The organism is Aliivibrio sp. S4MY1 (assembly GCF_028765545.1).
GTDB lineage: Bacteria > Pseudomonadota > Gammaproteobacteria > Enterobacterales > Vibrionaceae > Aliivibrio.
Map to the genome: position 1 here is coordinate 1 of NZ_JARACP010000021.1, position 23,082 is coordinate 23,082.

24 protein-coding genes are annotated in these 23,082 nt (G+C 37.6%); 13 read left to right on the top strand and 11 right to left on the bottom strand.

From position 1 onward, the window contains the following. The first annotated feature begins 440 nt into the window (after positions 1-440). Positions 441-737 (top strand): hypothetical protein, encoded by a 297-nt coding sequence (locus PVK71_RS17720; RefSeq protein ID WP_274420367.1) that lies wholly within the window; start codon positions 441-443, stop codon positions 735-737. Positions 738-1,335: 598 nt separating this feature from the next. On the opposite strand, the gene PVK71_RS17725 is transcribed toward PVK71_RS17720, so the two are convergent. Genes PVK71_RS17725 through PVK71_RS17750 form a run of 6 tightly spaced genes read right to left on the bottom strand, consistent with a single transcriptional unit; the run spans position 1,336 to position 6,308 of the window. Continuing rightward, positions 1,336-2,124, bottom strand: coding sequence for a hypothetical protein (locus tag PVK71_RS17725; protein ID WP_274420369.1), 789 nt, complete (start codon positions 2,122-2,124; stop codon positions 1,336-1,338). Then, entirely contained in the window at positions 2,121-3,908 is a 1,788-nt protein-coding gene (locus PVK71_RS17730; RefSeq protein WP_274420371.1) for a hypothetical protein, read from the bottom strand. Before PVK71_RS17730 ends, PVK71_RS17725 begins: the two co-directional genes overlap by 4 nt. Next, entirely contained in the window at positions 3,908-5,011 is a 1,104-nt protein-coding gene (locus tag PVK71_RS17735; protein WP_274420374.1) for a baseplate tail-tube junction protein, read from the bottom strand. The genes PVK71_RS17730 and PVK71_RS17735 overlap by 1 nt, the downstream gene beginning before the upstream one ends. After that, positions 5,008-5,640 (bottom strand): T4 family baseplate hub assembly chaperone, encoded by a 633-nt coding sequence (locus PVK71_RS17740; RefSeq protein WP_274420376.1) that lies wholly within the window; start codon positions 5,638-5,640, stop codon positions 5,008-5,010. Before PVK71_RS17740 ends, PVK71_RS17735 begins: the two co-directional genes overlap by 4 nt. Next, entirely contained in the window at positions 5,627-6,064 is a 438-nt protein-coding gene (locus tag PVK71_RS17745) for a hypothetical protein (protein WP_274420378.1), read from the bottom strand. The genes PVK71_RS17740 and PVK71_RS17745 overlap by 14 nt, the downstream gene beginning before the upstream one ends. Further along, complete coding sequence (locus tag PVK71_RS17750; RefSeq protein WP_274420380.1) at positions 6,051-6,308, bottom strand: hypothetical protein; 258 nt, start codon at positions 6,306-6,308, stop codon at positions 6,051-6,053. The genes PVK71_RS17745 and PVK71_RS17750 overlap by 14 nt, the downstream gene beginning before the upstream one ends. A gap of 107 nt (positions 6,309-6,415) precedes the next feature. Between PVK71_RS17750 and PVK71_RS17755 the strand changes: the two genes are divergently transcribed. From PVK71_RS17755 to PVK71_RS17790, 8 genes are all read left to right on the top strand, one after another. Then, a complete protein-coding gene (locus tag PVK71_RS17755; protein ID WP_274420382.1) occupies positions 6,416-7,051 on the top strand; it encodes a hypothetical protein in 636 nt (211 codons plus the stop codon). Continuing rightward, positions 7,051-7,626, top strand: coding sequence for a hypothetical protein (locus PVK71_RS17760; protein ID WP_274420384.1), 576 nt, complete (start codon positions 7,051-7,053; stop codon positions 7,624-7,626). Before PVK71_RS17755 ends, PVK71_RS17760 begins: the two co-directional genes overlap by 1 nt. A 5-nt stretch (positions 7,627-7,631) precedes the next feature. Further along, entirely contained in the window at positions 7,632-7,880 is a 249-nt protein-coding gene (locus tag PVK71_RS17765) for a hypothetical protein (protein ID WP_274421873.1), read from the top strand. Further along, positions 7,843-8,151 (top strand): hypothetical protein, encoded by a 309-nt coding sequence (locus tag PVK71_RS17770; RefSeq protein WP_274420388.1) that lies wholly within the window; start codon positions 7,843-7,845, stop codon positions 8,149-8,151. Before PVK71_RS17765 ends, PVK71_RS17770 begins: the two co-directional genes overlap by 38 nt. Continuing rightward, the gene (locus PVK71_RS17775; RefSeq protein WP_274420390.1) at positions 8,151-8,357 is read left to right on the top strand and encodes a hypothetical protein; all 207 of its coding nucleotides are present in this window, start codon (positions 8,151-8,153) and stop codon (positions 8,355-8,357) included. The genes PVK71_RS17770 and PVK71_RS17775 overlap by 1 nt, the downstream gene beginning before the upstream one ends. A gap of 174 nt (positions 8,358-8,531) precedes the next feature. Then, complete coding sequence (locus PVK71_RS17780; protein ID WP_274420392.1) at positions 8,532-9,422, top strand: hypothetical protein; 891 nt, start codon at positions 8,532-8,534, stop codon at positions 9,420-9,422. 61 nt (positions 9,423-9,483) lie between these two features. Further along, positions 9,484-9,672, top strand: coding sequence for a hypothetical protein (locus PVK71_RS17785; protein ID WP_274420394.1), 189 nt, complete (start codon positions 9,484-9,486; stop codon positions 9,670-9,672). 8 nt (positions 9,673-9,680) lie between these two features. Continuing rightward, positions 9,681-10,010: a hypothetical protein gene (locus PVK71_RS17790; RefSeq protein ID WP_274420396.1), complete on the top strand. Its 330-nt coding sequence runs from the start codon at positions 9,681-9,683 to the stop codon at positions 10,008-10,010. A gap of 494 nt (positions 10,011-10,504) precedes the next feature. On the opposite strand, the gene PVK71_RS17795 is transcribed toward PVK71_RS17790, so the two are convergent. The 5 genes from PVK71_RS17795 to PVK71_RS17815 form a co-directional block, all read right to left on the bottom strand. Continuing rightward, the gene (locus PVK71_RS17795) at positions 10,505-12,196 is read right to left on the bottom strand and encodes a DUF2326 domain-containing protein (protein ID WP_274420398.1); all 1,692 of its coding nucleotides are present in this window, start codon (positions 12,194-12,196) and stop codon (positions 10,505-10,507) included. Further along, positions 12,183-12,419, bottom strand: coding sequence for an ABC-three component system middle component 6 (locus PVK71_RS17800; protein WP_019282689.1), 237 nt, complete (start codon positions 12,417-12,419; stop codon positions 12,183-12,185). Before PVK71_RS17800 ends, PVK71_RS17795 begins: the two co-directional genes overlap by 14 nt. Further along, positions 12,406-12,774: a hypothetical protein gene (locus tag PVK71_RS17805; protein WP_238930035.1), complete on the bottom strand. Its 369-nt coding sequence runs from the start codon at positions 12,772-12,774 to the stop codon at positions 12,406-12,408. Before PVK71_RS17805 ends, PVK71_RS17800 begins: the two co-directional genes overlap by 14 nt. 200 nt (positions 12,775-12,974) lie before the next feature. Beyond that, on the bottom strand, positions 12,975-13,325 hold the full coding sequence (locus PVK71_RS17810) for a hypothetical protein (protein ID WP_274420406.1): 351 nt from the start codon (positions 13,323-13,325) through the stop codon (positions 12,975-12,977). Between the two features lie 106 nt (positions 13,326-13,431). Further along, complete coding sequence (locus tag PVK71_RS17815) at positions 13,432-14,706, bottom strand: phospholipase D family protein (RefSeq protein ID WP_274420408.1); 1,275 nt, start codon at positions 14,704-14,706, stop codon at positions 13,432-13,434. A 179-nt stretch (positions 14,707-14,885) separates the two neighbouring features. Between PVK71_RS17815 and PVK71_RS17820 the strand changes: the two genes are divergently transcribed. The 4 genes from PVK71_RS17820 (at position 14,886) to PVK71_RS17835 (ending at position 23,031) form a co-directional block, all read left to right on the top strand. Next, complete coding sequence (locus PVK71_RS17820) at positions 14,886-16,928, top strand: hypothetical protein (protein WP_274420409.1); 2,043 nt, start codon at positions 14,886-14,888, stop codon at positions 16,926-16,928. A gap of 15 nt (positions 16,929-16,943) precedes the next feature. Further along, a complete protein-coding gene (locus PVK71_RS17825) occupies positions 16,944-18,143 on the top strand; it encodes a HEPN/Toprim-associated domain-containing protein (RefSeq protein ID WP_274420411.1) in 1,200 nt (399 codons plus the stop codon). Between the two features lie 108 nt (positions 18,144-18,251). Next, a complete protein-coding gene (locus tag PVK71_RS17830; protein ID WP_274420413.1) occupies positions 18,252-21,167 on the top strand; it encodes a UvrD-helicase domain-containing protein in 2,916 nt (971 codons plus the stop codon). A gap of 25 nt (positions 21,168-21,192) precedes the next feature. Next, positions 21,193-23,031: a zinc-ribbon domain-containing protein gene (locus PVK71_RS17835; RefSeq protein ID WP_274420415.1), complete on the top strand. Its 1,839-nt coding sequence runs from the start codon at positions 21,193-21,195 to the stop codon at positions 23,029-23,031. The last annotated feature ends 51 nt before the right edge of the window (positions 23,032-23,082 follow it).

A 23,082-nucleotide genomic window follows, 5' to 3' on the forward strand; every position in this document is an offset into this window, starting at 1 on the left:
CTCTTCTAGTAGTTCATTTAGTCCCATCTAGTAGCATTTAGTAATGCGCAAGCGCAGGGGCTTCGCCCATATGTGTTATTTCATCTAAATCGTCTTTTAGTCTTACTAAACACATCTGGTGATGTCTGGTAGCTATCCACTACACCTTTTAGGTACTAGCAATAGGATTTATTAGCTGGATGATCTATAAGTGACTGGAGTGATACTGGTAGCTTCTGGATTTAGGTATAGACCATCTAGTACTCATTAAAAATAATGTGTTTTTACGACATTCAAAGAAATCGTCCTAGATGTATTTGGTTGTAGATATTGTTTTTATCAATTTAAATTCCTTTAAAATCATGCGGTTAAGTGGCTTTTTTGAGTTTTATTTCAATCTTTGTTTAAAATAATTTTTTCCATGAGATACTCTTTTCATCAACAACGAAGAGGAATTAAAAATGAAAAAATATAATAGTGCTTTATTGAAAGAAAAGATGATTGAAGATTATTTGAATAATTTGTCGATTAGTATTGAGGTGATGTGTGAAGAGTGTTCTGAAAATGGAAGTAAATTAGATAGAGATAGTTGGATTTGGGACCATGTAAATGAATTTAAGAAAAATGTTATTAATGTCGTTAGGGAAGAATTTTCCGATGATCAGATGATAGGTGAATTATATAGAAATTATGATAAGTATGATTTTTTGATGGTAGATGGTTATTATGATCTGTTAGATGAGGTTAAATTAAATTAAATTGAATTAATAAAAAGGGGTAGCTCCCCTTTATTGTTTGTAAACTAAAGTTTGTTTTAAAAATTATTACCACATTCATGTTTAAAATTATTATTTTACTTAGTATAATGGTTTTACCAACCAACCTAACCGGAACAAATATATTATAGATGAAATAATTATTCACCTGCTGGACGCTGGTAGGTTTTCGTCCTCGACGTAATTGGATTCGCTGCGCTCATCCAAATCTCGTTCCGCTGCGCTTCACTCGATAATTCTAACACTGCGTTTAGCATAAGCCCCTCGGGCTAAAATGCGACGAAGTCGCTTGCGAGCACAGCGAGCATTAACTACATTTGTGGCGTCCCGCCTAATATTTAGTAGAATTTATAGCTGAAGTAGTTTCATTTAATTACAAAACCCACATGTTGATATAACCTGCATATTCCTATCTGAAATATCTTAGAAGCACAAAGGAATTGGCAATCAAATGGTTTGGCTGACCCAAGTTCAACGCAAAAAAAAGTCCGAGCAAAAAAGAACCCGGACTAAAAACCATCTAAAAAGGGCGTGGTAACAAAACCACATAGATAGAATAATTAACAATTTTCAATAATATTTATAGCGAAGTGATGTTAGAAACCAACGAAGCACTTTCACGCGCAAGCTCTAATGCAGAATTGATATCTGTAGCGTATTCAACTTTTTCGGCCAAGAATTCGCATTCGAACGTGGCAACCTCGTTGTTATTCTCATAACTCAGCTGCACGTCACCAATTCTAGTTGGAATACAGTTCTTCAGACGAGTTATAGATGTGGGTAGGTGACGACGGGACAGCGTCCATATCTCGATAGGTTTCTGGACAGTTGCTAGAAATGCTTGTCTTTGCGTGGAACTATTGTAGATGCTTTCCATCCAATGACTCAATAAACGTCTTTCAGGATATCCGGCTGAGCAGTAAAACGTCACACTAAACCTTTGATAAGACTTACCGTGGATATCAATTCGGCTTTTGCCAGTAACATGACTGATTGAAGCATCTAGTTCCATACCAGGAATATTACAGCTTTTAGCAAAAACGCTGAGTTTTCCATTCTCTATCAAACCCGCCAACGAAGTTAACGCATCATTTCCAGTACCACCAAGCCCAGTAAATGGAACCACCGCACCAGCAGCCGCACCCACCATTTGTAACGGATCACCCGAACCGACAGCACTTACTAAATCACCAGCACTATCAACAACATTAGTGACACCGGACAACAAATTATCTTCTGGTGGTAGTCCAACGACGCTATCGATAGACATGATGTTGCTTAATGGCGGTAGTACCACGAGATACAAGTTACTACGTGCCACGTCATTATTGTTTAATTCACTGATAAAGGTTTTAAAATTAGGAATCAATGGACACCTCCTCTTGGTCTCGTACTAACATGGTCGCCAAATAGATTCTTGCCCATGATGGTCGTGTTAGAGTTATTGTTGGTAGAAATTGTCGTGTTATTACTATTGTTGATGTTGTTCAATAAATTGGTGTTTTGATTGTTCTGAACTTCCATAGCTGTTTTTTCAGTCTGAGTGGCTTGCTTACTGACCATACTGCCTAAATCGGGACGGTCGTTGACTGGTTTAAAATCGGGCGATTCGATACCCAGACTGTTAATATCATCAGACAGATCAAGTAAACTTTCCGAAAATCCATTTTTCGCGTCACGTATCTTTAATCCAGTTTCTTTCACGAATTCTGTAGTCATATCAACTACCAAATCAGCAGAGTCTTTTAGTCCGTCCACTGTCTTTTTAGCAGTATCACTAACACCGTCTGCTACAAACTTTGCAGTTTCTTGGACATACTCAGTGTTGTTACGCTCGCTGATACGTTTATTAAGTTCTGCTTCAGCTTCCAACAGCTTTTGTTGGGCTTTGTCTGCATCATCAACGAGACTAATCTGATCGATTTCCAATCCAAGTTTCGAACTAACTGCATTTACATTATCAATAAGCCCGTTGATGGTGTTTTGGAGACTTAGCTTCATGTTCAGGATCAACTGATCCATCTTGATATTCAGTTTGCTTAGATAGTCAGGGATATTCAGGAACGTGCTAATTATTCCATTCCAGACACCTAGTACCGTGTTAAAGAACGTATTAAAGAATTTCGTGATTCCCAAATCTGCAAAAAACTGAACCGCATTGTCTTTTAACTCAGTTAGGTTAGAAACAAACTGATTGGTTAAATTGCTAAACGTACCAGTTACACTAGACACAATATTATCGAACCAAGCAACTACTGGAGCCATTAAATTGCTCAATCGTTCAGGGTCGATTAACAAACTCTTCACACTAGAAAAGATCTTATCAAACTCATCTTCAAATAGTTTGTACATGCCATAACCAAGTGATGCGACGGCTCCAATCACGAGAGACACCGGATTTGCTAAAGCTACAAGTCTTGGTCCAACAGAAGTAATAACACTCCGCATAGTGGTTCCCAACATTGTGCTTAATTGGCGTCCTAATCCTTTAACGTCAATATCAATATCTGGTTTGGATACTTTAGTACTAAGTTTACCAACACCAGCTTTACCAGCGTCTATAAAAGAATCGAGTAATGGATTTATTAGTCTACCAATAGTCTTATCAAAAAGTATGATGGCTGGTAATAATGCTTTCATCGCTGTACTAATAGCACCAGAAAATGCAGTCATAATACTTTGCAGCATGACCATTTTTGTCAGTTGTTTAATAATACGTTGTCCGGTGTTGATCCCTGCGCTAATCACTTGACTAATCAGTTTTGTGAAAAACTTCTGCTCCGTCTTCTGACTTTTCTTCAAACGTTCACGCTGCTGTAGCTCCGTGGTGCGTCTGGTTGAATCCATTTTGTCTGCAATAGAGTTATTATCAACAACAACATTGTTATTAACCGGAGTGACTACAGGTGCTTTAGTAACGTTTAATTCACGTACTTTTTCTATTAGACGGTCTACTGAATCGATTAGCACTTCATTTGAAGAAACTATGGATTTGTTGATAGCAGATAGTATGTTGTTTGATTTATCACCAACACGTTTCATTGTGCTAATAGTTTGATTGAACTGAGCACTTTGAATTTCAGAAACTTCTTCTTTCTGAAAAAACATCGCATCGAGTTTATTAATTATTTGTTTTACTTGTTTGTCGTCCATTACGTCACCATCCCGTTCGAATTAACTTTGCTGGTGCGCTCCATATCTGCTTTGTATGTTTCCTGATACATCGGAATTAGTTCTTCAAACGTAACACTCACTTCGATACTTACTGGGTCTCCAGCAGTTCCAACAAAAGTTTTGTACAAATTGTCTGGTGTGTTGTTGACGTTAACAGCACTGATAGCACATGGACCCATATTGAAAAGGTTGGTGAATCGAGATCCTTTGGCTAAATTGATTTCTTGGATAAACCACACTGGTGGAGCGTGCAGTAAATTCAGCTTACTTGCGCTCTCGTACGCATTACCGTCATATGTTTCTAAAGTATTGGTACTATTCTTACGTGCCATGGAAAAAAGCTTAAAAGCGTTAATGATGTTAGCAACGCCTTTTAATTCACCAACAGTCTGCGGCATAAACTTGTATGCTAGCGTGAGCTGACGTAAACCTGTTCCTTTGTAAGAAGTTGTAGAAATATCGCCCAATACACGATTAGATGCATTAAGAATGGCTTGTTCAGCGTTTCCTTGAATCGCCCCACGTTGTGCTAAACCTAATGCGGATGATAAGAAGCTTTTACCAATATCTCCCAGACCGCGAATTTTATCCACAGCACTCCCGTTATCTGACAGACTAACACCAGCTGCAAGTGCTGCTTTGTATGATTCACCAGCTAAAGTGTCAGTAGATCCATCTACACTATGTTTAATGTTGTCGTTAAAAGACTCTGGTATCGGTAGCATCATCGATACAACGAGTTCACCAAAATCAGGATCATTGTTGTTAATTGCAGCATCTTGCTGTGTAAACGCGTTCCGCATATCACCATAATAAGCCTGGCTTGCGGTATTAATTTCCACGGCTCGCAAAAAGAACATACTAGGTAGGTGGCTGATGTTTGATGGGTATTGCATTGCGATGAAATCTTTCTGATCAGTGTCGTTAACACCAGAACTTGTAGTTTCGGTCACTTCGGGTGCTTCATTATTTGTATCAACGTCAAGCACTTTGAACGCATTTCTTAGTTTATCTAACTTCAATGTCTCAGGAGACTTTGAACCTCGAAGTTGTTGTAATTCAACTGGTACATAATTCTTCATGACAAATGCTCCGCAAATGTAATGGTTTCAGCACTCTTGTTCCCACATTCACACGCAACATTCACATCAAACAGTACCGTTGGTTGGTTGTTCAAAAAACCAGCTACTTTTCCAACAACACTGTTTGGCAAGTTATCGACAAAAGCATGAACATCATCAACTAAGACTTCTTCACCGTTGTAGAACACTGATTGAACAATTTTGTGCAAAACATCAATCGTCTGATCATCGCACTCTGCGCGATATTTCGAAATGTCTTCGTTCGTTGGATATTTCAAGACAATATCTAATCCATCAAACACATTTATTTTGTTATCCGGAATAGTGCCGATTTGCGCATCATCAGTGTTGTAGGTTGAAACTACTTCAGCACCGCATTCTGCACATTCAGCGTAATGGGTCCACAACACGTCAGTTTGCTCAGAATAAATGGTCATTAGTATATATTCGCTATCAACGATACTTAGTTTACTAAAGTCAACATCGATGTAGTTATCGTAATTAGATAATTTCTCTTTGTTATAACTATCTTTAACACGGGGCAATGTGACTGTTACCGATACACCAGATTGCGGTAAAATAATTTTCTTACTTTTGGGCTTTAAAATATCCAAATTAAATTTTTTCATACGTCACCTCAAATATGTTGACTGAGCTAAACAGGTTTTTATAAGAAAGTTCGTATACAATTCCATTTAATTCTTCGTACTGTGGTAAACTTAAGCTACTGTTTTCCAGCAAGTCAGTGATATGAAGTTTTAGTTCAATTCCATCTAAACCATTCATGTCATAGTTTTGTGAAATCAGCTTTTTATAACTTCCACATTTCAAGTAAACCAAATTTGTAGAAACACGTTTCTTAGGTGTTTCAGGAATACATTTTTCAATTTCATTTAACTCAATCCACGTATCAAGTCCGTTTAGTTTATCTACCAACAAACGATCAAATAATTCTCTGTTCTGATTTTTAAGTGTTTGTAGTATTGATTGTTTATTAAACTTGTTTTGTACGTTCTTTTCCACATGACCAAAATTACAATTAAAATGTATCATGTAAGCCTCCTAATAAGTCTTTTGCAACGCTGTATTTTATTCGGTTTTGAAAACAACGAATGTAGTAATCAAAATACCCGTTTGGAATAGTTGATATCTCTTTTTTAAAATCTTGTAGCTCAAGTCTACGCACGGCTGTGTTAATTGATTGGTAATTAATTTGAAGTTCTTTAGATAACTCAATCAACTTTCCATCCAAAAAATACGTTAATACAATTTTTCTAATATCTTCTTTAGATATCATTTGTTTCTCCTTTTTATTTTATTTATTGAAAAATTATTTAAATTTGAATAAGTCTCCTGAGGATGAAGATAAATACATATAAGAAAACAAAGTGTTTAGGAGAAAAAATGGATACCTATTTCCAAGATATATTGAAGATAGTAATGCACGCAGGAGTGGATGATCAGTTTATTGATAATCTAACTATTCGTGATTTAATTAAACTTGCTCGCCGTGAAGAGATGTACAACAGACATAAAATCAATCCTGAAGATTATGAGTCGGGTAGTGAGTATGTTGATATTAAGAAACGTTTGATTGACAAACTAGGAACAAAACCATCAAAAGAAGTTGTTAGCACTGTCTTTAACGAAAACTACTTCAGTGGCATTGAAATAGACGGATTAACACCATGGCAAAAGGCTGTTTTGGATAAAGTTGCACAGGCAGAAGTAGATGGTGATTTACAAGTAAAGAGTATGGTTAGTCAGTTCAGTCGTATGTTTGATAAAGATGGCGATGGTCATTTAAATGATACTGAAATCGATATTTCAAAACCAACAATCGAGTTGCTAAAGCATCTTATAAATGATGATGGAATTAGCTTAAGTGATTTTCTAAATAAGATGAAATCAGTTGACGATAAAGACATGTACCAAGACTGGAAAGAAAAACAAAAACCAAAAGAAACATCAGTTTCCATCAAAGAGAGCAAAATTATGCCAATGTGGAAGTTTATTAAAACGGACTGGAGGAACTCATAATGATACGTTTTAGCGATTATATTACGGAAATAAACGAATCAATTGAATCAGATACGTATTTAAAGAACTCAGTTAATGAAGCAAAAGCTGAAGTTCGAAAAATGATTTTCGAATCAGGAACGTTATTCGAATCAAACAATGATGAATCGTTGGAGTTTGAGTTCCATTTAATGGAACAAAAGACCAAACACATGGACTTGAACACTCCATTAGCAAAACAAGCAAAGTTTGTAGCTATGTTGGAGACAAAATACGTATCAGACCAATGGGCACAAATCGCTTTGTTTAACACATTATACGAAGCTGCACACATTCATGAAACTTCAACTGATGTTGCGTTAGTTGGTGCAGCAACCAAAATCATGAGTGATTTGAAACAGATTAACAAAACACTAGTTTCGTTAACCAAAGTAATTCGAGATAACTCATCTGATTTAGATAACATGCGCGCAGTTACAATGCTCCGCAAAGCTCGAGCATCAGGCGAAGTTAATCAAATAATCGATGCTTTAGCAGCTGTAATGGCTGTCATTGTTGGTGGTACTTCTGCTGATTTAAGCAGTAAGGCTGGATGATGGAATTGTCAGAAGCAACAATTATTGAAACAACTACAACAGTACCAGTTGTTAAAAATAAACATTTAGAAGATGTGCTCGAAGCAATGGTCGCGGGTGATGCTGCGGGTGAACCAACCGATATTGCTGCTGGAAAAAGAAGTGGTTCTATTACAAACAAAGGTCCAGATGTGGTTGGTAAAAAGAAACGAATTAAAACATACAAGGAATGGAAAAATGGAATTAGTGGAACAAAAACAGCATCTACAAAGTAAGAAAATTGAGCTAACAACGTTGTTGGAAAAATCTAATCAAGCGTATCAAATAAACATTTCGTTAGTTGATTTTGAAAATCCATTGTGTCCATATAAAGCATGTTTAGACACGCTGAAGAAACACAAAGAAATCACACTTCAGTATCTTGAGCAATTCGATCAAATGATTACTGAGCTAGATATTTTAATTGAAGTTGAAGAAAGCATTAATAAATTTAATTCCGATTTTGACAACCTAGTTGCCATTGTAGAATCCAGTATGGTGAAGTAGTGAAATCACTAAACGAATTTAAACATACTTGGAATAGTACGTTATCCGAATCAACATACGAGAAACCAAAAGAAACGATGAGTCAGTTTTTAAAGCGTCGTCGTAAAGAATCTAAAAAACGTTTCTTAGATACTGGATTTGGTCGAAAGCTTCGCGTTGATGATAAAGACGATTTAGAGTTTATTTCTAATCTAATGAACAAATAAAACGGTATTTGCATTACCGTTCCTTAGCAGGCGGTTACTACGTCCGGTGCCGCCTTATTTTTATGGAGTTTGTATGAACTTTTTTGAAAGAACATTAATGAAGAAATTGTATGAAAAGAATAAACCAGCAGAACAGAAAAAGAATGTTTTACCATCTAAAAAGGAGAAAAATAAATGAGTATTGTAACCGGATTACCCGATATTGTTAGTGTCCAGAAGAGAGTTTATCCACTTTTGTTTACAGACATTGTTTCGTATCAGCCGACGACTCAGCCAATTGCTACAGCATATGGATTTAAACTGACAGATGAACAACCTGATGATGGTAGTGGTTGGAGACAATTCCAATTTACGTTCGACCGTTGGCAGAGTGAGGTTAAATCAAAAAAACTAAAAACAGAAGTAGCGACTGAAACACTACAAGATATGGCTTCGTTAGGTCTACCAGAAACCGTAGTGACTGATAATCTAGCAGACCAAATTGCTGAAGATATTAACAAAGATATCGTAGATCGTTTAATTAAAATCTCTTCGATCGGATATGACATTATTATCGATGATAGTGTATCTAAATTTGAACAAGGTCGTAGTTTGTATGGTGAAGTTCATACTGCTATCGCAGATATTGAGAAAAATACTGGTATCACTGGATCTTATGTAGTCGCAGGTGGGCGAGCGTTTAATCTGCTTCTGTCGTCTAGTTTTGCTACTAAAATCGACGAGCACAAATACAAGCTAATATCTGGTGTTATTTTGGTTCATGATAAAAACGCGATTGAAGACTATATCGTCATTGGTGCTAAGAAGCAGTTGGGTGATGTAGAAATTAGTAGTTTAGTTTATAGCCCTTATGATTTCGAAAAAGGTGTAGATGGTTTGGCTTATCAAGTAAATTCAGTGGATTCAAAATCACTACATCCAATTGTCGGTGTTATTTCACGTGCTGCAATCACTGCGGCTCCAATGAATAGTGACCAAACTGGATATATGGATCTTGATTGGGACAACTTAGCCCCATCTATTTTAAATAGTTCGAAGTTATCTGTATACCATACAATTAGCTAATTTGTTTAAGATACACAGATGTATTTTATAATAAATCAAAGATAACTGAGAGAGAAATTATATGACCGATTATAAGTCGATAGACCATTTTTTAAGTAAGTTAAATTATAGACAGTTCCGTGCGGTGTGTTTTAAATACAATATCACACCAGTTGAAAACAACATAGTCTGGCGTCGTAAACTGTTAGAAGTACTAACGCCAGACGACATAGAAGAAATTTTTGTATCAACTCTACGGAAAATCAAATAAGGAAAACCATGTACCATAATTATAAACAAGAAATTGAAATTAATTTTCCATCAAAATATAACGAACAAGCTTTCATTGAATATCTATTATATGTGTTAGATGAACTATCGAATGAGCACATTGCCATTGAAAATACAATCTGTAGTTTAGATAACATTACACACACGCCTACAGACCGTTTTGAAAAGTTGCTAGAGTCTAAAATCGAAGAGCTCGAAACCTTTGGTGATTACGTTTGCGGTAAGTTGAATTTGATTGGCGCTTTCAGTGAAATCGATGCTGCGAAAAAAGAATTCGATGAAAAAATCGAATATATCGTTGCTAAGTACGAGATCTAAAAGGAACCGTGTGGTTCCTTTTTAGGGTATCTATAACTTGGTTGAAAAACCAGAAAAAGACCCAAACATTGTTAGAACATCTATTTGCGTGCGCGTGGGATTTGGCAAACTATTTCTAGCTTCTTACGATATAGATGGCGTTTTTCCATGATTAGTTCCAAGTCCGCAATATCACAATTCTCACCAAGTTCGCTATCTGTTTAGTGGCACAGCTCATTTCAGCTTTCAAGCTCAGAAATCCCATTGATTTGCCATGTGAGAAATTCTCCCATTGGAGAGATATTTAATGCACTTTCAAATCATCTATACCTGAACTCAACAAAGCAAGTATGAACGCTACAAATTGGCTTGAAATCAACACCATACATCAATCTGTGTAATATTCTGTTAGTTGATTATGGAATCTTCATGTTTGCGTGAAGATGATACTAGAGTGCACCATAGGTGCATTGAAGGGGAAGAGAGTAGGCTGCCTGTTTTGGCAGCCTCGAATGTTATATCTTGAAGAATTTGTTGTCCTGAGATAGCTCAAGGATGATGAACTCTTTGTATTTGGTGTAATCTTGCTCAACAAGCTTATCTGACAACATAGAAACAATGTGTTGTCCTGATAGTTGAATTGATTCATCAAACATTTTACGAACGTGCTGTATATCGATTTCATCAATCGAATCATGTAAGACAAAGTTAGGTCTTAATGCTTGTTGGTCACAAACAGTCTTGATGTATGCTAAATCAAATGTAACAACTTCCAGTCTTTTTAATCCACCCTCGTTGTTTGATTCTACGTCGTCGACATGTGGCGAGCATTCACCCTTTTCTTGATCTAAATGAAGACTGAAGTTGTACTCAACTCCGTAGAAATCGCGTGTGTAGTCTTTGAAGTTTTCAATATACTTTTCTTCAAAAGAGGTTACGTTGTTGAGCTCAGTTTCAAGCTCGCCAGCTAATTCAGTTAAGCTTTGTTGCTCAAGTATTAGCTTTGAGTCGATATCATCCTTTTTGTCGATAATGGCTGTTAGTTTGGCTAACTCTTTATCGAGCTTACCAATTTCCTTCATCGTGTCAGATATCTCTTCTATTTTCTTTTTCGACTTTAGTTCATCGAATAGGCTTTGCTTCTGATTTTTTAACTGGCCGAATTTGATAGTTGCTTTTTCATGCTGCTGTTGCAGTTTATCTAGTCCATGCGACACAAACTCTCGTTTGGTGCTCAACAGATGATCATGGAAAGCGAGTGCTTGTTGATAATCTTCAAGAGTAGATTCTATCTTTACAGACGCATACTCGTAGATAGTTCGCAGTTCATCGAGCAAATGATGCTGTTCACTAGTCTTTAGTATTTCATTGGTCTTAATTATGTTCTTGATTTTTAAATCTAAAGAAAGAATCTGGTAAGAAAGTGAGTTCTGCTCGTCATCTATCGTGTTGATTTTTGATACGATTTCTAGCTTATCAATGCCTTTTTCAGACGATAATAAAGACTTTTCTAACTTAGCGATTTCTTTCTTTATTTTAGAGACTGAGCCGACAATCTTGTCTTGAGAAATGACACTATTAAAGGCTTTCAGATTTTTATCATAACCCTTGATGGTGGTCTTTAGTCTGTGGATTTTACTGAGTATCTCAGTGTCATCAAAGTTGAACAGATACAGAAAAACCGTGTTGATATCGGATTTACTAACGTTCCTACCGTTGTCAAAGTTAACAGTCTTTGTCATACGGTGTTGCGTTGTTCTAAAGAACTTCGGAGCAAGTTTTCTGATCGTTGGTTTAGCAGAGTAGACGTTAAAAATACTACCCATAATGTGCGCGATGTATTCTTTGCTTGTTACTTCTTGCCCGTTCAAAATGTAGTTTTGCAGTGTAGTATCAGTAGATAGTCTGCGCTTAATAACACTGTACTGATTGTTTAGACCAAGGTACTCAAGCGATACGTATACTTCACTGTTTGTGAAAAGCTGTTCAATCTCTTGCTTTGGAGTTTGAAACTCATCATCAATGTAGATTGGGCTAATTGAGCCATCAAACAAGTAGTCGAGAATTCGACCTAAAGTTGACTTACCAACGCTGTTACCAGGTGCGTCAGATTTCTTTTTACTCGTGATGATATTTAAGTTGTCTAAAAACGGTATCTCTCGTGTTTCTACACCGTCGATATCTAAGAGAAATCTAAGTAGCTTCATTGATAAAAACCTCTTTGCTATCGTAGCCAATAGCAGAAATGATATACAGCCAATCCAACGCTAGAATTATGTGGTCTACGGACACAGAAAGCTCTTTAGTGCCGACTTTCATTAGCTGTGTGATCGTCATACGCTTTCTTTTGCGCTCATGAAGCTTTTTCAAGATAAAGCCACCAATGTAGAGCACATTCATCTCTGGGTGAGAGCCTTTAGTTGGTAGCATTGTTAGGATTCTCCAGTACGCAGCATTCAACAAAACCATGTGCAACAACAACGTTTAGCCCAATTTCTACTTGTTCTTTGTATTGAGTTACATTGGCTGAGCTATACACAAACTTTCTGAGCTGCTTGATAACATCGCTTATGATGTCGTCTGCGTGCTGCCGTACTTGCTCTATGTCGGGTTCAAATGAGTCAATGCCATACTTATCTAATGAATTGCAGTACATTTCATTAAGCAATTCCATTGCAGTTTGTTTTCCATTGATTATGTTTTGTTCTGCAAGAGTGTAGGCTTTTTCAATATGGGATGAATACGATTTGTACTGCAAGACAATACGACGCTTAGTCTTGAGCATGTTGTGGTTTATCTTCGTCGTAACATTTGCGGGAAACGACCGATCAGTTCGATCTATTCTCACGTTGGCAGATGCAATATCACCAATGATAACGTTAATAATGGAGTCAACGTTATTTTCTGGAGACTCTACATTGTAGAAGTCACCTTCAATGTTTTGAATATCAAATCTTGTTTCACACATAGACAAGCCTAGAACTCTTATTTGTTGTAAACAAAGTCGCCTTTGATTACGCCTTGGTTAAAGTTGTTCTGGCCGTTTTGGTGCACTTCTTGATAGTTATCGTGGATATCGTTCTTTTCGATTTCGACGATTTTCTGTTCTAAAGAAGTGTTTTGAACTTGCAATGAATTGTATGAAACTTCCAAAGATTCGAACTTTTGTTGTAGCGTACTGTTTTCAACTTTTAGCTCATTGTTAGTAGTGTTTAGATTATCGAATTTCTGCGTAATCTTGGTTACATTGCTTTTTTGAACAAAAGCATAAACACAGCTAACAACAGTGCAGATCCAAGCGATAGCAACAAAAGGTGGGGTAGCAAAGATTTCCATTTATATCTCAACATCTAGGCATATGAACCGTGTATTGTACAGTTCATATGCATTATGTACCACTGAAAGGTGTGTAACTTGCTAATAACTATCAAATAGTCATCTTCTATTCACCAAGCTGCTTAACTTCGAAACCAAAGTATCTCAGTACTTTGGTCGTTCGACCGTTGATGACAGGAAGATTTTCTTTGTTTATCCAACCTATCAGTTCTTGTACATTTGCTGGTCCAAACTCGTTTAACTCATACTCTGAATCGTGGGTGCAGTTCGACATGCGAGTGACTATATCGCCAGTACCATAGAGCAGGTAACAAAGGGTTTTCTTAACTTGTGTCTCTTCATTCGCTTCAATGAAAGCCGTCTTCAAAGTGGGTAGACCACCTTTGTAGAATCTAAATCTGTCATGGAAAGAGTGCAGAACACATAGTGCTTCCACAATGTCATGCATTGACGCAGTTTTAATAGATTGTACTGAACCAAATACTCGAAGAATCAGTGGATAGTTCGTAGGTACAATCGTGTCTTCAAAGTGTTTCCAATGTATGGTTAGCCACTCATCTATAAGAGATTTGATATGAGATTTTTGATTCTCCGTCCAACCAACGGGCTGTCTTTTCCAAATATCTGTAGACGCATGTTTATCTCGAACAAAGCTAAAGAATGAATCGATTTCAAGTCTCAATGGGATGTTGCTTTCATCGACTTTCCGTTCAAACGTGTTGTAGACTTCTTCGATACAGCGAAACGCATAAACGGACTCTTGATAAGACTTGTAGTAAGTGTCTTGGAAGATTGATTTTTTGTTGGTTTTTTTCTTTCCACGGCTAATATTTGAAAAGTTTTTGTCGCCGAGAGTGTCAGTAACGCTGTCGTCTAGTTGCTTTACCAAGGACTCCAATTTCCCGAATTTGTTGTAGATGCTTCGATAGTCTTTAATCGCATCTTTGGTTAGAACAGATGCTTCTTCCCAGTAATCAGAGAACAATGATTTTAGTTCGTCAAATCTATGATCGTCAGATTGAAGACTAACCATTACTTCTTGGTTTGATAAAAGTGCTGAGCGGGTAAGGTTAGCTGATCCAAGCAGTACTTTCTTGTCACCAAAGATGTAGAACTTAGGATGAAACGAATTACTGGTGAAAAATCGAGCTTCTAGTTTGTCGTGACTGAGCAGCTTTTCTAGGGCTGCTGGTAGCGTTGGAAAACCAAGTCGAACAACGATCCTGATATGACATCCTTTTTGTACCAGCTCGTCGATAACACTTGATTCAGTAAAGAAAGCAGAAGCTATAAACACGTCCATACCGTCTTCAACGCTGGTGATGAGTCCATGTCGAATGAAGTCCTGTTTCGAACTGCTGTTAGTGTATAAGTCCGCCATAATCCCTCCCATAATATCTTCTAAATCATGCCATTAAATAGAATGTGAATCTCTGGCTTGTATCAATGAAATACCAAAAGATGCATATCATGACTGAAAGTCTGTTTACGTAACTATCTGATATGAAGCAGGTTAATACACTGGTATCATATGCATCATAAAAATAAGGAATTGATCCAATGGCTGATGAAGTAAAAGACCTGTTTGTTGAAAAAATAATCAAGAACAAAATTAAACCGCCAACTAGAAATGACTTTAAGTTAGACAAGTGGAATCAAGAGTGGGCAAAAGTAGAAGCAGATGCATCAGAGCGAGACAAAAGAGTTTATAAAGCCGGTGTCATTATTGACAGCGTCTTAAGTGAAGTTCGTTCAACATTAGATGACTTATACTTAAAGGCTCCGAAAACATCTTATGAACGATTAATGCTGTCATATGTTGCTAATGCTAACAGAACAATTGCTGTGGCACTCAAATTGGCAAAACAGCAGAACATAACTAACACCCAATCAGTTCTACTAGACGCAAATATCACGGGTAACAAGCATGAGTTAGCAGAGTTAGCACATGGTGCTGTAGATGGTGCTCAGCTTGCTATACGAAACTGTCTATATAACATTTCTAAAAGAAAGAAATTAGATATTTCTGAAGCACCCCTAGATGAAATCAGTTTTGTGATGCAAGAATCTTGGTTGTCCCAGTTGTACTGGACTTATACACACTTATGGCAATGTGTTATTTGGTCAGATTTTGATTTAGTCGAGATGGACAAAGAGCAGAAGTTCTTCTCGATTAAACAACCATCCTCGGCATATGAGCTTGCGTTTTTAAATAGTGCTAATCGAAAAGCTAGATTATCTGGTCATAGCACATTGATGGCTATGCAAGGCGGTAATAAAGCTAAGTTTCTTGACGATAAGTTCCCCGTGATTAGAAGACAGAATAAGAAACGGATTGCTTCAGTAATGTCCATTAAAGATGGTGGAGACGATCTCATTACGTGGAATACTCAATGGAGAATTAGAGAGTTTGATCTGCAATCTCACTATCCAGAAAAGTGGTTAACTGATGATTATGGAAAAGGCTTTTCTATATCCGAAGCACTTGAAGTAATGCGATCATTAATGCTTATGGCAAATGATGCTCAGCGTAAGTTTCCAGATGATGATAGTGCTTTCAACATAAACAAGTTGTGTGAGTTTTGTCCAACAGTGCAAGCGTTTTCTTTGAAGCGTGCGCTGACTGACTCTACGGGTGTAGATGCACTAAAAGTTGAAAAGATCGTAGATTTTCTAACCATAAAGCCATCCCCAACTAGCGACCTATGGTGCCAACCACTAGTTAAAACTAGCAAAGGTGAGTACGCATTAATGACAAGCGCATTAGGTGCTCCATCAGTGTTTAGGCTTGTTGAGAGGTGGGCTGATGAGTTTGGCATTGATCTTCGTGAAAAAGGTTACACCTATGAAGAAACAATCATAGAAGAACTTAATGATGCTCTTGATAGTAATGAGTTTATCGACGACTACGATAAAGGGTTGTCGAGACGAATAAAACTAGGTGCGGGCAAAGAAGAAGAGTTTGATTTGTTGGCAAGAATTGACGACCTGATCATAGTAGGCGAGGCTAAGTCTATTGTTACAACAGATTCAGAAATTTCGAAGTATCGTACTTCAGAAATTTTGCAGCATGCTGGTGAACAAGTGATTAGGAAAACAGCGTTCTTACAAGACAACATTGAAGAGATTTTTGAACGTTTAGATTGGACTTACGATAAGAACAAAGACTACAAATTTGCTCAGTGCATATTAAACAGTAGTAGCATTTTTGTAGGTCATCAGTTTGCAAATGTGCCAGTTGTCGATGAGCGTATTTTAAGAGCTTATTTCTTATCTAATAAAGTAAAACTAATGACAGTCTCGTCTGGAATTGGTTTAAAAACAATAGCATGGAATAAGTTGTATGATAACGTAGATGAGCTGAAAGCAAATCTGTCAAAATATTTGTCGAGTCCGACCCAGCTCAATGACCCTAGAGATGCCTACGAGTATAACGATGTTGGATTTCCTTACATAACGGAAGATTCATATAAATTAGCAAAGAGCTATCTGATACTTAAAGAATCGAATCCAATGTCCGTGATGGAGCGAGAACATAATTTTCCAGTAATTAAGTCGGATGATTATGAAGCTGAAATTGCTCAGATCAAAGTAGTGATGTAATTCGAGGTTTAATTTATGGGAAGTTTTGCAGACATAAACATCAACAACCAAGAGCTTCTATCTTGGAAAAACACATATGACGAATGGTTTTTCACTAAGCAAGATAGGGTACGAGAAGTTAACGATGATGAAGATCAACAAGATTTCATCGGATACAAGATCGATGCAAAAACGCTGAAAAGACGTTTGCAACTGGCTGGATACGATTTGAGATCCGCTGAACAAGATTTCAATGAAGTTAAAAGTTCTTGGATCTTGGAAATGAAAGAAACCTTGGAGTTATGTAAAAATAACCCCGATAGCATCTATGTTGATGATGTTGAACAAATTTCAGCTGACTTAAAAATTGTTGAGAGTCATAGTTTTCAAGATTGGCTGCAAACACTTCCCAAAGCATTTGATAAGTTGAATGCAGATTTCGATACCGATTACTTTAATCCTAAAGTGATTATTGATGGTGAGCCACTACTGTCATTCATGTTATCTGTATTTCATAGTGTTTATGATAAAAATCAAGGGTTTGCTGGTACTATATTCCCATGTAAGTATGTTGAAACTTATGCTGTGGTTTTGTTGGAACATTGCGATGATGAATCAGAGTGTGTGCTTGATATCACCGATATAGTTAACGGTGGATGGGTTACCGATTTTGATGATATTGCTGAAGTCCAGGCAGGAGAAACAAAGTTTCATCAGAACTTTTGTACTTCTTTGGGTGAGCTAGCTGTTCTAAATGAAACAACAGAAAATGCGACACTACAAAGAATGGTGTTTGCCAGTGTGATAACTGCGATGGAAGCGTATCTATCTGACACAATGAAAAGCCATGTGTTAAACCGAAGTGCAGTTAAACGTCGGTTTGTTGAATCACATCAGGTTTTCAAAGAGAAATTAGCTAAGAAAGACGTGTTTGCGTTTTTGGACACACTTGATAAGACGCTAAATACGGAAATCGATAAAATCTCATTCCATAACATTGATACCGTAAAAGACCTGTACCAAAAAGTTCTGGCCTGTGATTTTCCAGAGGATAAATTGGATCAACTAAGACCGTCTGTTTTCGTTAGACATGACATTGTGCATCGCAATGGAAAAAAATCAGATGGGTTCTCTGTTGATGTATCTCAGCAGGATGTAATCGATCTAATAGAGTTGGTTAAAAGTCTTATCAGAGATATTGACCAGCAAATTCTAGATGGGTTGTTGATAGATTGATAACTAACTGAAAATTCAGCAATCATAACTGTGAAATATATGAATTCCTGTTCATTGAGTGTGTGATCTATGGCATGATTAACCTGTTCATAGACACAGGAATTTTGAATGGCACAGCAGATCGTCAAATCGAGAGTTAATTTACTGGGTAGTTGCAAAGGAATTGTGCTTGGAAAGCACTCTCTCAAGATTGTTTACAAGTCCGGTACTCAAAGGGTGAATTACTCAGAAATACTCGGTTTTTGTACGATAGAGCGTTCATTACTTGGACATAAGTTGGAGATAACTACGGATAGTGGGGTTATTAATGTCAGTGGTCTTAGTCATCTAAAAGCAATCCCGCAGTTCAACACTATCAATTTCACCATCAAGTCATTTATAGAGACGAAGATCATAGATACATACAGTAAGTTTTCAAAAGCAGCTGTTGGTCAGTATCTTCGTGAATCAAAAATCTCCGAAGTTCAGTCTATCATTGAGCCAATGGTTCGCTTGTTTAACAAGAACAGTGAATCTTGGAATTCTCACATATCGCAAGAATATTTCGATAGAATGAAAAAGCTGGCTGAACTCAGCCCAGTATCGAAGTCTGCTGAATCGTTAAGAGCTATTCATACCAGCAGAGTACTAAAAGGTCGTGAAGCGTTTTACGACAGCATTGAGAGCAATCCATTAACCCCAGAACAACGTTTGTCAGTTGTACAGCATGATGATTACAACATGGTGCTTGCGGCAGCGGGTACTGGTAAAACATCAGTTATGGTCGCTAAAACAACAGATATCTTGGAGCGTGGTTTAGCAAAGCCTGACGAAGTGATGGTTTTAGCATATGGGAGTGAAGCAGCAAAAGAACTAAAAGCCCGCTCCAAAGAAAGGCTCAAAAAAGCAAACATCTCATATGACTTAGATAAACAAATCTCAACATTCCACAGTCGTGGTTATCAGATAATCGCAAAAGCCCAGAAAATGTCTGTTGAGGAATTCAAAAAGCTCAGAATGAGTCGATTAAGAAAAGATGGGGCTCGAAAGGAGTTCATCAACAATTGGTTGGTGACGTTCATAGAAGACAGCGAGGATAACCTAAATGCATTTATCGAAACTGTTTACTATGCATATAACCCATTCTTAGCCGAGTCTGAAGAAGCTCATCAGGAAGCTCTAAAAGGCAAGAAATACATCACGCTTAATGGTGTAGAAGTTAAAGGTTATCAAGAAGTACTAGTTGGTAACTGGCTGTTCAAAAACGGTGTTAACTACAAATATGAACCAAATTATGGAAATGAGATTGGTAAGGACATTGGCTTTCCGTACCATCCTGATTTCCAAGTTAGGGATACGAATGTTTTCATTGAACACTTTGGTATCGACAAAGACGGTAATACCAGAGCTGGCATCAACAAAATCAAGTATAACCAACAGATTGAAGAGAAGATTGCACTCCATGAAGAAATGGGGACAAGGTTGGTTAAAACATTCCATTACAATTGGTGTGATGGTGAGCTGGAGTCAGAGCTAGAAAGACAACTTGTTGATTATGAAGTTGAGTTGAATCCAATTTCGAAAGATCAAATCATCGCTGCTGTTACGCAACAGGATTTTATCAAGAATGCAGTTAATGAGTTAAGTGCTACGTTGTCTGCTGTTCGTTCAGAAGCTATCGAAGGCTATGAAATTCAATCTCGTCTCGAAAAAGCTGGAGTTCAAAACACTAAAAGTCATATGTTGTTGATTGAGAGTTTACGTCAAGCATATGTTGCCGAGCTTAGAAGTAGAAACCAGATTGATTACGACGATATGATTCTATTAGCGACGGATTATCTTCGTGATGGCATGTTCGAGCCTAAGTGGAAGTACATATTAGTTGACGAGTTCCAAGATATCTCCGTATCACGCTGGAACTTCTTACATGAATTGCTCAAAGCAAAAGACAGCAGTTTAACGGTTGTTGGAGATGACTGGCAGGCAATCTATGCATTTACTGGTGGTAAGCTAGAGTACACGACTAGGTTTAAAGAAAAGCTAGGCAATCACGCACTAGCTATGCTGCAAAAGACATTTCGCTACAACAACAGTATTGCGGATACTGCTGGTGGGTTTGTAATGAAGAACCCAGAGCAGTACGAAAAGGATATTGTTACTCATACTCAAGTTACTAGTTCAGAAGTCTATCTAATGGACAATCAAGACGATGAGAAAGATCCGTTACAAGCCACGTTGAATGTAGTTGAAAGAACCATACTTGAAATCTACAAAGAAGACCCACAAGCTTCTATTGGCATTCTGTCTAGATACAACAAGACGAAGAATGCTGCCAAGGAAAGGTTTAGCAAATATCGTGGCTTCAACAACATGGATTTTTGGACATTACATGGCTCCAAAGGTCTTGAAGCTGATTATTGTTTTATCTTGGATTTAAATCAGGGATTTTTTGGATTTCCAACTGAAAGAAAAGAAAACGAAATAGTCAGCGCATTGATGCCGACGATCGATGTTTATCCACATGCTGAAGAACGTCGTCTATTCTACGTAGCCATTACCAGAGCAAAAAAACGATGCTATCTGATAGCTGATCCTAAAGAACCCTCAGAGTTTGTTTTAGAGCTTCTTAGCCCTGAATATGAATTGAACATTGTGTCAGAGCACTTTACCCCAGAGAAGCTTGCTGCCAGAAAATGTCCTAAGTGTAAAACAGGATACATGAAACCGAAGTGGGGAGCATGGGGAGTGTATGAGTGCTCTACTGGTCTTGGGTGTCTTACTGAAGCAGTTGATTGTGATGATTGTGGTGGTATTGCTATCAAAAAAGACAAGTACGGTGAGTGCATTAGTTGTAAATCTAGATTTCAACTTTGTCCTAACTGCAAAGCCCCGAAAGTTGTGCGAGCAAATAGCAAAAACAAGAGACTCTTCGTAGCATGTAGCTCATTTCGTGGTGATGAAGATAAGTCGTGTAAGTTCATGGGACCACTTAACCCTAGACTACAGCAGCGACTAAAAGAGAAAGATAGAGTTCCATTGAACTAAACCTGACTAACGATAAGAAACTGATATGGCAAAAACTAAAGCGACTCCAACAGATAACTTGCTGGTAAAGAGACCTGACATTGCTAAATGGTACTCAGAGCAAAACGAAAAACCTGTAACAGAAGTATTACCAACGGAGAGTTCTCAATATCTGTTTGAATGCTCTAATCCTAAATGCGGTGAAATCTTTTTATCCTCTCCATCGAAGATGAAAGGGGTACATCAGGTTGTTTATTGTGATTCAGAACCTTGCCAAAAGCGCTGTAAAGAACATATTGATTTTTTAAAGTTACAAGGGCGAATTCGCAAGAATGGCTCTTTAGCTACATTGGAGCCTGAAATAGCCAAAACATGGGTGAAAACAGTAGATGAATATGAGTTTCCGTACTCACCTGAAACTGTATCTCGCCGTTCCGATATTTTAGTGCAATGGCAATGCGGTGATGTTGATTATCATGTTTGGGAACAGACTGTAGATGGGCGTGTAACTCACCCAAACTGTCCTTGTTGTACTGGGCAGCGTGTTCATATCAAAGATAGCTATTACACGAAGCTAGAAGATCAAGGATTGCTGGAATACTTAGATGAATCTGAGCACGAAAAAGCAAAAGAGATAATTCTTGGTCACAAAAAGCTAAAGCTCCTTCATAAATGTAGAAGCTGTGGGAAGCTTGACATGAGATACCCTAGAGTATTCTTAGATATGGTTACTGGGTGTAGTCATTGTCAAAATGAAAAATCCACCAAGACACGCAGAGTCAACTCAGCAGCAATAAATGGATCAGTTGCAGACAATCCATCACTTCTTGATCAATATTGTTACGCACAAGTTGATGTTCCTGATAATAAGAAAAACCCGCATCCTCCTGAAGATATACCACTAAATTACACAACCTCGGTGCATTGGCGTTGTGAGAAAGGGCACTTTTCCAAGTCTCCGGTGTACTTGCGTAACAAAGGAGTTATTTGTTCGCGATGTAGTAGCCAATCGTCATTTATAGAAGTACTTCTATATAAAGAGCTTGAAGCAATACTTGGGAGTGAGATTGTTGAATTTAGAGGAAAAATTCTCGATAAAGAGTCAGACATAATATTGAATCTGGATTCTCCAATTGCTTTGGAAGTAGATGGTTATCATTACCACAAAGGTGAGGACAAAGCGAAAAGCGATACGGAAAAAGGTGCAGTATTTAAGAGCGAGGGTTATAGAGTTATTCGTGTACGAGAAGAGGGGTTAGAAGAGATTCCTAACATGGATCTATACATTCCATTCGCCAAAAAAGGTACATCTCAAAAAGATGTATTGAATGGGAAACATAAAGTTGTATTGCAGGTAATCAACAGTGTTCTTAGTTATTTGGGGCGAGACAAAATTGAAGAATTATCTTGTTTGGATGCTACGAATAAATTTTATGTCGAGACTCGAAAAGTATCGTTTTCCGAAAGTGTAGCTGCTACTCACCCTAAATTATTACAAGAAGTAGACGTTTCTAAATGCAGTTTAGATTTGTCTAAGTTATCAGCTGGTAGCAATGCCATTATCAACTGGAAGTGTTCTGTATGTGACCACCGTTGGGCTATTTCCGTTGCAAGAAGAGCTGGTAAAAAGCCTACCGGTTGTCCTGCTTGTGCAGGACAAGTGGTTACAGAGAAAAATAGCTTAGCAGCATTAGCTCCTAGTGTTGTCGAAGCATTGTGTAACCCACAAGATGCACATGAAGTAGTTGTTGGCTCAGGAAAAATATTGCAATTTAAATGTACATTTGAAGGGTGTACAGCTGAACCCGCTCCAAGGGTTGTTAGAGAAGCGGTTAAACAGTTCAACAAGCATGGACACAATTACTTCCATGAGTGCAATCACTAAGTATTTTTAGGGTTACTCACATAGAGAGTATGTAGCAGCATGATTAAATTA